At 71.5% G+C, this 12,206-nt stretch carries 14 protein-coding genes; 7 read left to right on the top strand and 7 right to left on the bottom strand.

Translation table 11 applies throughout. The annotated features are described in order from the left end of the window. The 3 genes from ACI379_RS07805 to ACI379_RS07815 all read right to left on the bottom strand — a co-directional run. Positions 1 to 1,556: FAD-binding protein (locus ACI379_RS07805; protein WP_439791520.1), on the bottom strand; the 1,556-nt coding region annotated here is incomplete at its 3' end. 81 nt (positions 1,557 to 1,637) lie between these two features. Beyond that, a complete protein-coding gene (locus tag ACI379_RS07810; protein ID WP_439791521.1) occupies positions 1,638 to 1,958 on the bottom strand; it encodes a cupin domain-containing protein in 321 nt (106 codons plus the stop codon). Between the two features lie 48 nt (positions 1,959 to 2,006). Then, positions 2,007 to 2,783, bottom strand: a complete 777-nt coding sequence (locus ACI379_RS07815; RefSeq protein ID WP_439791522.1) for a sulfurtransferase — start codon at positions 2,781 to 2,783, stop codon at positions 2,007 to 2,009. A gap of 131 nt (positions 2,784 to 2,914) precedes the next feature. On the opposite strand from ACI379_RS07815, the gene ACI379_RS07820 reads away from it, so the two are divergent. The 6 genes from ACI379_RS07820 (at position 2,915) to ACI379_RS07845 (ending at position 8,586) form a co-directional block, all read left to right on the top strand. After that, the gene (locus ACI379_RS07820; protein WP_439791523.1) at positions 2,915 to 3,763 is read left to right on the top strand and encodes an SDR family oxidoreductase; all 849 of its coding nucleotides are present in this window, start codon (positions 2,915 to 2,917) and stop codon (positions 3,761 to 3,763) included. Positions 3,764 to 3,881: 118 nt separating this feature from the next. After that, positions 3,882 to 5,330, top strand: coding sequence for an ADP-ribosylglycohydrolase family protein (locus ACI379_RS07825; protein WP_439791524.1), 1,449 nt, complete (start codon positions 3,882 to 3,884; stop codon positions 5,328 to 5,330). A gap of 128 nt (positions 5,331 to 5,458) precedes the next feature. Next, complete coding sequence (locus tag ACI379_RS07830; RefSeq protein WP_439791525.1) at positions 5,459 to 6,385, top strand: MetQ/NlpA family ABC transporter substrate-binding protein; 927 nt, start codon at positions 5,459 to 5,461, stop codon at positions 6,383 to 6,385. 67 nt (positions 6,386 to 6,452) lie between these two features. Then, a complete protein-coding gene (locus ACI379_RS07835; protein WP_439791526.1) occupies positions 6,453 to 7,472 on the top strand; it encodes a methionine ABC transporter ATP-binding protein in 1,020 nt (339 codons plus the stop codon). Next, positions 7,469 to 8,140, top strand: coding sequence for a methionine ABC transporter permease (locus ACI379_RS07840; RefSeq protein WP_439791527.1), 672 nt, complete (start codon positions 7,469 to 7,471; stop codon positions 8,138 to 8,140). The genes ACI379_RS07835 and ACI379_RS07840 overlap by 4 nt, the downstream gene beginning before the upstream one ends. A 44-nt stretch (positions 8,141 to 8,184) precedes the next feature. After that, positions 8,185 to 8,586, top strand: a complete 402-nt coding sequence (locus ACI379_RS07845) for a nuclear transport factor 2 family protein (RefSeq protein WP_439791528.1) — start codon at positions 8,185 to 8,187, stop codon at positions 8,584 to 8,586. 13 nt (positions 8,587 to 8,599) lie between these two features. On the opposite strand, the gene ACI379_RS07850 is transcribed toward ACI379_RS07845, so the two are convergent. From ACI379_RS07850 to ACI379_RS07860, 3 genes are all read right to left on the bottom strand, one after another. Continuing rightward, positions 8,600 to 9,367, bottom strand: coding sequence for an SDR family NAD(P)-dependent oxidoreductase (locus ACI379_RS07850; protein ID WP_439791529.1), 768 nt, complete (start codon positions 9,365 to 9,367; stop codon positions 8,600 to 8,602). Positions 9,368 to 9,455: 88 nt separating this feature from the next. Then, on the bottom strand, positions 9,456 to 10,472 hold the full coding sequence (corA, locus tag ACI379_RS07855; protein ID WP_439791530.1) for a magnesium/cobalt transporter CorA: 1,017 nt from the start codon (positions 10,470 to 10,472) through the stop codon (positions 9,456 to 9,458). Between the two features lie 25 nt (positions 10,473 to 10,497). Next, positions 10,498 to 10,875: a carotenoid oxygenase family protein gene (locus tag ACI379_RS07860; RefSeq protein WP_439791531.1), complete on the bottom strand. Its 378-nt coding sequence runs from the start codon at positions 10,873 to 10,875 to the stop codon at positions 10,498 to 10,500. A gap of 121 nt (positions 10,876 to 10,996) precedes the next feature. Here ACI379_RS07860 and ACI379_RS07865 point away from each other — a divergent pair, with 121 nt between their 5' ends. Then, complete coding sequence (locus ACI379_RS07865; RefSeq protein WP_439791532.1) at positions 10,997 to 11,371, top strand: hypothetical protein; 375 nt, start codon at positions 10,997 to 10,999, stop codon at positions 11,369 to 11,371. Between the two features lie 19 nt (positions 11,372 to 11,390). Here ACI379_RS07865 and ACI379_RS07870 read toward each other — a convergent pair. Next, on the bottom strand, positions 11,391 to 12,206 hold an 816-nt coding region (locus tag ACI379_RS07870), incomplete at its 5' end, for an NAD(P)-dependent alcohol dehydrogenase (RefSeq protein ID WP_439791533.1).

Here is a 12,206-nt window from a genome sequence, read left to right on the forward strand (position 1 = left end):
CCCATCACCGAGGCCGAGTTGTTTCCGGCCGAATAGAGCCCGTCGATCACCGATCCGTCCTCGCGCAGCGCCCGGCCCTCGGCGTCGGTGACCACGCCTCCCTTGGTGCCGAGGTCTCCGATGACGACCTTAACAGCGGTGAACGGTCCGCGCTCCAATGGGCCGAGATTGGGGGTGGGGTGAACCAGTGGGTCGCTGTAGTAGCGGTCGTACGCCGAGTTCCCGCGGCCGAAGTCGCCGTCGACGCCGGCGCGGGCGAAGCCGTTGAAGCGCTCGACGGTGGCCTGCAGGCGGGCCGCGTCGACGCCGATCTTGCCGGCGAGCTCGGTGATCGAGTCGGCCTTGACCATGAGGCCAGCCTCCTTGAGCACCTTGTTCTGGCGCGGGTCGAGGGCGTAGTTGCGCAGGTAGCGGCGTGCGTGCCGGGTGTCGGTCACCATCCAGTAGGCGCCGTCCTTGTCGTGCTCGAGCATGTGGTGGCCCAGGTCGACGTACGACTCCGACTCGTTGGCGAACCGCTCGCCCTTGGCGTCCACGATGATCGAGAACGGGAAGGAGCGCTCGCCGACCAGGAAGAACGGCGTGCTGCCGTTGTGGCCGGTGACCGAGGCGCCCCACCAGGCGTCGTCCATCAGCTCGAGCTCGGCGCCGGCAGCCTCGGCCAGGTCGATCGGCAGGCCCAGGTTGCCCGGCGCGCCCGACGGGTTGCCGTCGATGCCGTGGTGCTCGCGGCGCTTCTCCTTGTTGTAGTCGAAGCCGCCGGCGGCGAGCATGACGCCGCGGTTGGCGCGTACGGTGACGCGCTTCCCGTCGCGGGTGACCACCACGCCGGTGACGCGGCCGTCCTCGACGACGAGCTCGGTCAGCGGTGAGGAGAGCCACAGGTGGGCGCCCTGCTTCTGCACCACGATGTCGAGGAAGGAGCTCAGCAGGCCGGCACCGATGCCGGCGGGCTTGTGGCCGCGGGCCACGCGGCCCAGGGCGCTGAAGACGAACTTGGCGCCGCGCACGAAGCCGTCCGGGGTCGACCAGGCGCGGCCGAGCAGCCAGACGTCGTCGGTCTTGATCGGCAGGGCGGCGGGGGCCTGGCAGGTCTTCCACCACTCGCCGATGCGCTTGACGTCGAACGGCTCGTGCTCGATGGCGCGGCCGATCTTGCCGCCGGGCCGCTCGGGGTAGTAGTCGGCGTACTCGGGGGCACGCGCGAAGTCCATGCCGTACCGCTGGGCGGTCTTCACGAAGTCCTCGACGCCGTCGACGAACGCCTCCTTGCGGGCGCGGTTGCTGGACTTGCTGGGCTCGCTCACGGTGGCCTCGAGGTAGGTCAGGGCCTCCTCGCGGGAGTCGGAGACGCCGTCGCGTGCCATCAGCGGGTTGTTGGGCAGCCACATGCCGCCGCCCGACATGGAGGAGTTGCCGCCCCACGCCTCGGTGCTCTCGACCATGAGGACCGACAGGCCCTCGTCGCCGGCGCCCATGGCGGTGGCGAAGGCGGCCGCGCCGCTTCCGACGACGACCACGTCGTAGGTGTGGTCGTAGGTGTTCGGGGTCGGCATGGCTCTCTCCTCAATGAAACGGACAACGCTGTCCGTTTCATTGTGCGCCCGGCGACGCGCGCGGACAAGGGATTCGGGGGATCAGCCGACGTACAGCTTCCGCAGCGCCGCGTGCACCGTCCACGTCGTCCGGTCGCCGGCGTGCAGCCGTACGAGGCTGCCGGGGGAGAGGTCGATCGTGGGACCTCCCTCGACGGAGACCGTGGCCGAGCCGACGAGCACCACGAACACCTCGTCCACCTCGACGTCGGTGGCCGTGCCCGGTGTCATCTCCCAGACCCCGACCTCGAGGTCGCCCAGCGTGGTCAGTGGGACCGCGCCGGCCCGCGGGGCGCCCGCCAGCACGGTCTCACCGGGCAGGTCGGCGACGGCGGGCTGGACGGAGGCGTCGAGGAGTTCCATGGGGCCATCGTGGCACCGCCGGCGCGGCGGTGCGCTGGTTCCCGGGGCTCAGGCGAGCGCCGAGCGCCGCGGCTCGCGCCGCGTCTCGAACTCCTCCGGGACGCGCAGCTGCGGGGTGAGGACCTCGCGGTCGTCGAAGACGAAGCAGCCGCCCTCGAAGTGGTCCGCGCCGACCTGCTCGAACCAGGTGAGGATGCCGCCCTCGAGCTGCAGGACGTGGTCGACGCCCAGGTCGTCCATGACGATCGCGGCCTTCTCGCAGCGGATGCCTCCGGTGCAGAACGTCACCACGGTCTTGCCCGCGAGGTCGTCGCGGTGCTCCTCGACGGCGGCGGGGAACTGCGTGAACCGCTCGATCCGCCAGTCGAGAGCCCCGGTGAACGTCCCGTACTCGACCTCGAACGCGTTGCGGGTGTCGAGCATGACGACCTCGCGCCCCTCGTCGTCGTGCCCCTGGTCGAGCCAGCGGCGCAGGACGTCGGGAGCCACGGACGGTGCGCGCCCGTCGGCCGGGCGGACCGCGGGGTGGTCCATGCGGATGATCTCGTTCTTGAGCTTGACCAGCATCTTGCGGAACGGCTGGTCGGCCGACCAGCTCTCCTTCGCCCCCAGGTCTGCGAACCGGGGGTCGCGACGCAGCTCGTGGAGGAAGCCGCGCACCTGCACGGCGTCGCCGGCGAGGAAGAGGTTGATGCCCTCGGGCGCGATCAGGACGGTTCCCTTGAGGTTCCCGGCGCGGGCGCGGGCCAGCAGGGTCTCGCGCAGCTGCTCACGGTCCGTCAGCGGGGTGAACAGGTAGGCGGAGATGTTGAGCACCGGATCCACGCCGGAAGTGTAGGGAGGTCGTGGCGGGGTCGGGAAAGTCGGGACCAACCCGGCATTCTGGACACCTGTCCATTTGACGCGGATTCCCGTACGCTGCCCGCGGCCGACGACTCAGGACCGCAGGAGGACGCATGGGTACGTACGTGGTGACCGGCTCCGCCTCGGGGATGGGGCAGGCGGTGGTCCGGCGGTTGAGGGACCAGGGCCACCGGGTCGTGGGCGTGGACCAGCGCGACGCCGACGTCGTCGCGGACCTGTCCACGGCCGACGGGCGGCGGCATGCCGTCGAGGCCGTGCTCGAGCTCTCGTCCGGCGTGCTGGACGGCGCGGTCATGGCCGCCGGTGTCGGTCCCACGCCGGGCAAGGACCGCCCCCTCCTCATCGGGCGGATCAACGTGCTGGGGGTCGTCGAGCTGCTCACCGCGTGGCGCCCGGCGCTCGCGGCCTCGGGGCACGCCAAGGTGGTGGTGTTCTCGTCCAACTCGACCACCACGACGCCGCTGGTGCCGCGCCCGGTGGTCAACGCGATGCTGGCCGGCGACGTGGAGCGCGCCGCCAGGATCCTCTCCTTCTTCGGCAAGGCCGCGCCCTCCTTCGCCTACGCCGCGTCCAAGATCGCGGTGTCGCACTGGGTCCGTCGGACCGCGGTGCAGGCCGAGTGGGCCGGGGCCGGGATCCGGCTCAACGCCATCGCGCCGGGCGCGATCATGACCCCGATGCTGGAGAAGCAGCTCGCCACGCCGGCGGAGGCACGGCTGATCCGTCGGTTCCCCGTGCCCGCGGGCGGTTTCGGGGATCCCGACCACCTGGCCGCCTGGGCGGTGTTCATGCTCGCCGACACCGCCGAGTTCCTGTGCGGGAGCGTCGTGTTCGTCGACGGCGGGTCGGACGCGTGGTTCCGCTCGCGTGACTGGCCGCGCCCGTACCCGCTGCGCGGCATGGGGTCGTACCTGCAGAGGTTCAAGGGCCAGGCTCCCTGACCGGTTCCCGGCCGGCAGCGTCCGGGAAGAGTCCGGCGAACGTCGGGGCGTCGTGCTACAACACTCATCTGTGGTCAGGCGTCAGCGTGGCCGTTCACGTGTCCTTGGGGGAGGAACGATGAGACTCAGCCACGCGCAGCTCGATCGCGCTCACGGGGTGCTGCTGGGGTGTGCCGTCGGTGACGCGCTCGGCGCCGGCTACGAGTTCGGGTCCGCGCCGTACGAGGGTCGGCCCGCGATGATCGGCGGCGGCCTGGGCAACTTCACGCCCGGCGAGTGGACCGACGACACCGCCCAGGCGGTCGCCATCGCGCGCGTCGGCGCCCGCGGCCTCGACCTGCGCAGCGAGGACGCGCTCGACGCCGTGGCCGACGGGTTCTCCGAGTGGTTCGCAGCCGGCCCCGCGGACGTCGGCATCCAGACCAGCCGGGTGCTGCAGCTCGCCGGGCGCAGCGCCAGCGCCTCCCAGATGACCCGGGCGGCCACGGACGTCCACCGGGAGAACGGTGGGCGCTCGGCGGGCAACGGGTCGCTCATGCGGACCGCTCCCGTCGCGCTCGCCCACCTGATCGCCCCCGAGCGCGAGGTCGTGCAGGCGGCGATGGCCCTCTCCGCCCTGACCCACCACGACCCGCTGGCCGGCCAGGGCGCCGCGCTGTGGTCGTTGATGGTCCAGCACGCCGTGCTGCACGGGGAGTTCGCGGACCCGCGCGACCTGCTGCGTCACGTCCCCGACTCCGAGCAGTGGGTGGACCACCTCGACGCGGCGGAGAAGGGGCAGCCGGAGACCTTCTCCCAGAACGCGTGGGTGGTCGGTGCCCTGCAGGCGGCGTGGTCCTCGATCGTGCACACCCCGGAGCCGGGCTGCATCCCGTGCGCTCACCTGCCCGAGAGCCTGGCGCGCGCCATCGGGATCGGGCACGACACCGACACGGTCGCGGCCATCGCCGGAACCCTGCTGGGCGCCCGGTGGGGAGCCAGCGCGATCCCGCTCGAGTGGCGCCGCATGGTGCACGGCTGGGGCGCGCCGGTCGACGGCGCCCGCGAGCTTGCCCGCCTCACCACTGGAGCGCTGGGAGCGGCCGCCGGACGCCCGCCGCGCGTGGTGGCGCGCCCGTGGGCCGGCGGAGGGGTCGTCCCGCACCCGCTGCTCGACGGCGTCTGGCTGGCCGACACGGACCCGCAGTCGCTCTCGCACGTCGTCGACGCCCTGATGACGGTGACCGCCCTCCCGGGCGAGGGGGCGCACGGCACGGCCGACGAGTACGTCGTGGGCATCGCCGACGAGGTGGCGGGCGACAACCCCAACCTCGAGTTCGTGCTCGACGACGCGGCCCGCACCGTCGTACGGCTGCAGCGCGCCGGACGGTCCGTCTGCCTGCACGGTGCCAGCGGCGCGGGAGTCACCGCCGTCGCGGCGCGCGCGGCGGTGCTGGCGGGGCACGACCTCGCGAACGCCCTGATCGCCCTGCGGGCCGTTGTTCCGACCCATCCGTCCGCCTTCCTCGTCGAGGCGCTGCAGAACCTCGACGACATCGACGCGGCCAAGCGGGACCTCGGAGCGTGACCTTCGCCATGCCCCACGCTCGGGCATGGTTCACGATGTGGGAATCGTGAGGTCGTAGGGGAGTGGATTCCTACGGTTGATTGTTGCCCATCTGCCGGATGAGCACATCACACCGAGGAGGAAGCACCGTGTCCGAGACGAACGCCCCACTGATCGAGGCGCCGAGGCGACGGGGACCCGTCATCGCTGCCGTGGTCGTCGTGGTGGCCGCCGTGGTCGCAGGCCTGCTGGTCTGGGCCCCGTGGCAGTCCGAGGACGAGGCCGAGACGGTGCGCCTGGGCGTCGTCGGCGCCGCCGAGCCGTACTGGGAGACCTTCGAGAAGGCCGCCGAGGACGAGGGCATCGACGTCGAGATCGTCGACTTCAGCGACTACGCGCAGCCCAACCCGGCCGTGAGCGAGGGCGAGCTGGACATGAACCAGTTCCAGCACATCGTGTACCTCGCCGACTACAACGTCTCCAGCGGTGAGGACCTGACCCCGCTGGGCGCGACCGCGATCTACCCGCTCGGTCTGTACTCCGCGACGTACGACTCGCCCGAGGAGATCAAGGACGGCGAGACCGTGGTCGTGCCGGACGACGCCTCGAACCAGGCCCGCGGCCTGCTGATCCTCCAGTCGGCCGGGCTGATCCAGCTCAAGGACGGCGGGTCGATCTTCTCCACCCTCGCCGACGTCGACGAGGCCAGCTCGCGGGTGAAGGTGAAGGCCATGCAGGCCGCGCTCACCCCGGCCTCGCTGGAGGACGTGGCTGCCGCCGTCGTCAACAACGACTTCGTCACCAAGGCCGGCCTCGAGTTCGCCGACGCCATCGCCCAGGACGACCCGTCCGACCCCAACGCGCTGCCGTACGTGAACATCTTCGCCGTCCGCGCCGAGGACAAGGACAACGAGACCTACCAGGAGCTCGTGCGGATCTACCAGGAGACCGCCGAGGTCCAGAAGGGGGTGCAGGAGGCGTCGGGCAACACCGCCGTCATGCTCACCACCCCCGTGGCGGACCTGGTCGCCTCGCTCACCAAGGTCGAGGCCGACACCGAGGCCCACAAGGGCTGACACCGCTCGACCGGGCGCGTGCGGGAGACCCCCGTACGCGCCCGGCCGGACACCGGAGAGGAACCGCATGGCTCTCGTCGAACTGCGTGACGTCCACAAGACGTTCGCGCCCGCCACCCGCAAGGGTGTCCCGGTCGAGGCCGTCCGGGGCGTCGACCTGACCGTCGAGGCCGGCGAGATCCACGCGATCGTCGGCTACTCCGGGGCCGGCAAGTCCACGCTGGTGCGTCTCGTCAACGGGCTGGAGAGCGTCACGTCCGGGCAGGTCCTCGTCGACGGGGTCGAGGTGACGACCCTGGGGCAGGCCGCCCTGCGCGAGGTGCAGCGGGAGATCGGCATGGTCTTCCAGCACTTCAACCTGTTCTCGTCACGCACGGTGTGGGGGAACCTGGAGTTCCCGCTCAAGCTCGCCGGCGTCCCGGCGGCCGAGCGTCAGCAGCGGATCTCCGAGCTGCTGCACTTCGTGGGCCTGGCCGACAAGGCGCACGCGTACCCCGACCAGCTCTCCGGCGGTCAGAAGCAGCGCGTGGGCATCGCCCGCGCCCTCGCCACCCGCCCCAAGATCCTGCTGGCCGACGAGTGCACCAGTGCCCTGGACCCCGACACGACCCGCGAGGTGCTGGCGCTGCTGGGACGGGTCAACGAGGAGTTCGGGATCACCATCATCGTGATCACCCACGAGATGGACGTGGTCCGCACCCTCGCCCACCGGATGACCGTCATGGAGGCCGGCCGGGTCGTCGAGCAGGGTGAGGTGGCGGCGATCTTCGCGCACCCGCAGGCCGAGGTGACGCGCCGCTTCGTGAGCACCCTGGTCGAGCAGGTGCCCAGCGGCTCCGAGCTGGAGTCGCTCGAACGCGACGCCACCGGCCGCCTGGTCAGCGTCGACCTCGATGCCGACAGCTCGCAGGCGGACGTGTTCTCGACGCTCGGCGGGCACGACGTCTCGGTCCGCATCGTCCAGGGAGGCGTGAACCGCGTCCGCGGTGCCTCCTTCGGGCACGTGGTGCTGGCCCTGGACGGACCGGACGCCGCGCGCGCCACGCAGGCCGTCTCCGCCCTCACCGGTGTGGAGGTGCTGCGATGAGCACCGTCGACACCCGTCTGCCCGAGCTGACCGACATGCTCTGGACAGCCACGCTGGAGACCCTGTGGATCGTGGCGCTGACCCTGACCCTGGGCGGGCTGCTGGGACTGCTGCTCGGCCTCGGGCTGTACGCCACCCGGCCCTCCGGTCTGTACGCGAACCGCCTGGTCAACGGTGTGCTCAACCTGCTGGTCAACTTCTTCCGGCCGATCCCGTTCGTCATCTTCATCGCAGCCGTGCAGCCGCTGGCGCGTCAGGTGGTCGGGATCGGCATCGGCAACAAGGCCGTGGTCTTCGCGCTGGTCCTCGCGGCGATGTTCGGGATCAGCCGGCTGGTCGAGCAGAACCTCGTCACGGTGCCGCCGGGAGTGATCGAGGCGGCCCGTTCCATGGGGGCCTCGCGGTTGCGGATCCTGTTCACGGTCGTGGTGCCCGAGGCGATGGGTCCGCTGATCCTGGGCTTCACCTTCGGCTTCGTCGCGATCGTCGACATGTCCGCCATCGCGGGCGTCATCGGCGGCGGGGGACTGGGCAACTTCGCCCAGCAGTACGGCTACCGCCAGTTCGACACGGTGGTCACCTGGACCGCCGTGGTCGTCATCGTCGCCATCGTCCAGGTGGGCCAGATGGTCGGCAACACCGCTGCCCGACGCGTCATGCGCCGCTGAGGCCCTACGATCCGACTCACCACCCACCGGAGTTCGGAGGCACCGTGACGTCGTTCCGCGCAGCAGTCGAGGCCCGCGACCTGGACGCCATCGAGGCGTTGCTGGCCGACGAGGTCGTGTTCACCTCGCCGGTCGCGTTCAAGCCGTACGCCGGCAAGGCGATCACGCTGGCGATCCTGCGGACGGTGATCGAGGTCTTCGAGGAGTTCCACTACGTGCGCGAGCTCTCCGACGGGGACCAGCACGCGCTGGTCTTCGAGGCCAAGGTCGACGGGCTCGACATCACCGGGTGCGACTTCCTGGTGACCGACGACGACGGCCTGATCGTCGACTTCATGGTGATGGTACGGCCGCTCAAGGCCGCCCAGGCGCTGGCAGCGGCCATGGGGGAGCGGTTCGGTGACATCCAGGCCGAGGCGGTCGCCTGGGCCGAACGTCAGGGCTGAGGACCCGGTCGCGTCAGACGCCGTACCCGCCGTCGACGTCCAGCTTCTGGCCGGTGATGAAGCCGGCGCGCGGCGAGGCGAGGAACGCCACCGCCTCGGCGATGTCCCCGGCGCTGCCGAAACGCCGCAACGGGATGTTGTTGCGGGTGATCTCCAGCGCAGCCTCGTCCAGCTCCCCCGAGGAGATCAGCCGTTCGGCCATGCCGTCGGTGAGCATCCCGGGGCCGACCGCGTTGAACCGGACCCCGAAGCGGCCCTCCTCGGCGGCCAACCCGCGCACCAGCGCCTCCACCCCGGCCTTGGGTGCCGACGACAGCCCGTCGCGCACGGGGAAGCGGGAGGTCGCGGCGGTCGTGACCGCGACCACCGACCCGGCGCTCTCCCGCAGCGCGGGCAGCAGCGCCGAGACCACGGCGAAGAAGGCGGCCGTGTCGTCGAGGAGCTGCCGCGTCATCTCCGCCGGCGCGACGCGCGAGAGGTGCCGCATCGGTACGTGCGGCCCCGCGGCGTGCACCAGCACGTCGACCCGGCCCACCTGGTCCACGACCTCGCCCAGGCGTCCCGCGATCCCGTCGGTGTCGCCGAGGTCGAGCGGGACCGCGAGGGCTTGTGGTCCGCCGGCACCGGCGACTTCGGCGACGACCCGCTCAGCGGCCCTGGCCGAGGAACGGTAGGTCAGCACGACGGCGTACCCGTCGGCGGCCAGGCGGGTGCAGACGGCTGCCCCGATGCCTCCCGAACCCCCGACGACGAGGGCGACGGGACGGGCGGGTGCGGACATCGGTACCTCCGGCGGTGGGTGCCGGCGGGCGCCGACCAAGCAGTTGCTTGGTTGATCGTAGCCGAGCCTGCAGCCCCGTGGCGGCGGCTCAGAGCCAGCCGCGGCGCCGGAACACCATGTACAGGCCCAGCCCGACCAGCACCATCAGCCCCAGCGCGAACGGGTAACCCAGCGCCCAGTGCAGCTCCGGCATCCGGGAGAAGTTCATCCCGTACACGCCGCTGACGAAGGTCGGCGCGAACAGGATCGCCGCCCACGAGGAGATCTTCTTGACCTCCTCGCTCTGCGCCAGGCTGGTCTCGGTGAGGCGCTGCATCTCGTCGTTCTGCCGCTGCCCGACCAGGGTGGCGTTGACTGTCAGGATGTTCTGCAGCAGGACCCGGAAGCCGTCCACGCGCTCGATGATCTTGATGACGTGGTCGGCCACGTCCCGCAGGTTGCGCCGGAGCTCCTCGTCGACGCCCTTCCCCGTGAAGCGCCGGTCCAGCGACCGGATCATCTCCAGCAGGGGATGCGTGGCGCGCTGGAAGTCGATCACCTCGCGCGTCAGCGCGTAGATGCGCCGCGAGACCGCCGGGTCGCCCGCGAAGACCTGGTCCTCGATCTCGTCGATGTCGTTCTCCAGGCCCAGCACGACCGGCTCGTACTCGTCGACGACCTGGTCGAAGATCGCGTAGAGCACCGCGGCCGGCCCCTGGCGCAGCAGGTCGGGGGCGTCCTCGAGACGGGCCCGCACCTTGGCCAGGTCCGGCGACTCGGCGTGCCGGATCGTGAGCAGGAAGTCGGGCCCGGTGAAGACGTGCAGCTCGCCGAACTCGACCTCCTCCACGTCGTCGAGGTAGCGCGCCGGACGCAGCACGGTGAAGACCACGTCGCCGTACTGCTCGAGCTTGGGCCGCTGGTGGGCGTGGACGGTGTCCTCGACGGCCAGCTGGTGCAGGTCGAACTCGGCCGCCACCGCGTCGATCTCGTGCCGGCTCGGGCGGTACAGGCCGATCCAGGCCATCCCCCCGTGCTCGCGCAGCAGGTCGAACGTGGAGTCCAGGGTGCTCGGCTCCGCCGCCCGGCACCCGTCGACGTAGACGGCGTTGTCGACGATGGTCATGGAGCCAGTGTGCACGCCCGAGGCGTCAGGCGGTGGGCACCCAGTTGCCGTGGAACCCGTCCGGCACCCGGCAGGGCAGGTGGACGGCGCCGTGGTCGGTCGGCCAGTCCACCGTCTCCCCGAGGAGGCGCTGCGCCTCGCGTCCGCGCACCCAGCGGTTGCGGTACCACTCGGCCCTCCCGTCGCGCAGGCGGATGCCGTGCACCATGCCGTCGCCGGAGAACCAGTGGTACGTCGCGGGGTCGACCTCGGCGATCGGGTTCGGCCCGATCCGCAGGTAGCGGCCGTCGAGGTGCTCGGGGATGCGGCCCGTCACCGGCAGGTCGGTGAGCGTCTGCTCGACGCGGACCGGCGCGTACGAGCCGCTCAGGAACTGGTTCGTCGTCGCCTCGGTGGTCGCCATGGCGGACATACTGGCAGTACCGGCGCGGTGGGGGCCACGGGTTCGACGCACCGTGGACGCCTGGTTCCGGTCGCGGGGTGGGGGGTGTCGCTCCGGGCTGCGGAGCGTCTAGGATCCGAACGTGCGTTCGAACAGGCGCGGCGATGCCGCCCAAGGTGTGTTGTGGGGTGAGGTGACGGATCCGCCGTCGCGGCCCCGCCTGAGGCGTACGGTCGAGGAGCCCCTCGACTTCCTCGTGCTCGGGGAGGGCTTCGGCTCGCGCGGCTGGGGGCCGGGCACGGTCGCGTACTACGCCGCCGCACGGCGGGCCGCGCGCGGCGAGGTGGCCGTCGTGCGCGAGGGCGAGCGGCTGCTCGTCGGCGTGTTCGCCCTCGAGCTGGGGCGACCGGTGCTGCGCACGGACAAGGGCGCGACCTGGCTCGGCCCGCGCTCGCAGGTGGTGGGGGTGGTCCGCATGGTCGAACCACCCCTCGAGGGCCTCGCCCAGATCGGCTGAGTGTGGCCGGGTCGGGGCCTCAGGCCTCGATGGTGCTGACGTCGATCACGTAGCGGTACCGCACGTCGCCGCGCACCACCGTCTCGTAGGCCGCGTCCACCTCGGCGGCGGAGATCGTCTCGACCTGCGCCCCGATCCCGTGCTCCGCACAGAAGGCGAGCATCTCGCGGGTCTCCGGGATGCCGCCGATGTTGGAGCCGGCCAGCACCTTGCTCGTGCCGACGAGGCGCCCCGGGCGGACCTGGTACGGCTGGCTGGGCAGGCCGACGTTGACCACGACGCCGCGCGGCTTCGCGATCGCGACGTACGCCTCGATGTCGAGGTCGGCGCTGACCGTGTTGAGGACCAGGTCGAACTGGTTGCGGCGGCTGCGCAGGGCCTCGGGGTCGGCGGTGGCGACGTGCTCCACCGCCCCGAGGGCGAGCGAGTCGGCGGCCTTGGCGTCGCTGCGCGAGAAGACGGTGACCTCGGCGCCCATGGCGGCGGCGAGCTTGACGCCCATGTGGCCGAGTCCGCCGAGGCCGACCACCGCGACCCTGCTGCCGGGGCCGACGCCCCAGCGTCGCAGCGGGGAGTACGTCGTGATGCCGGCGCAGAGCAGGGGAGCGGCCTCGTCGAGACCGATGCCCTCGGGGATGGGGCACGCGAACCGCTCGGAGACGACCACGCTGCGCGAGTAGCCGCCCAGGGTGGGCTCGCCGTCGTAACCGCGGCCGTTGTACGTCATCACGGCGCCGCGGGTGCAGTGCTGCTCGAACCCGTCGACGCAGAACTCGCACTCCCCGCAGCTGTCGACCATGCAGCCGACGCCGACGCGGTCGCCCACGGCGACCTC

Origin of the sequence: Nocardioides sp. (genome assembly GCF_051876515.1) — a bacterium.
GTDB lineage: Bacteria > Actinomycetota > Actinomycetes > Propionibacteriales > Nocardioidaceae > Nocardioides.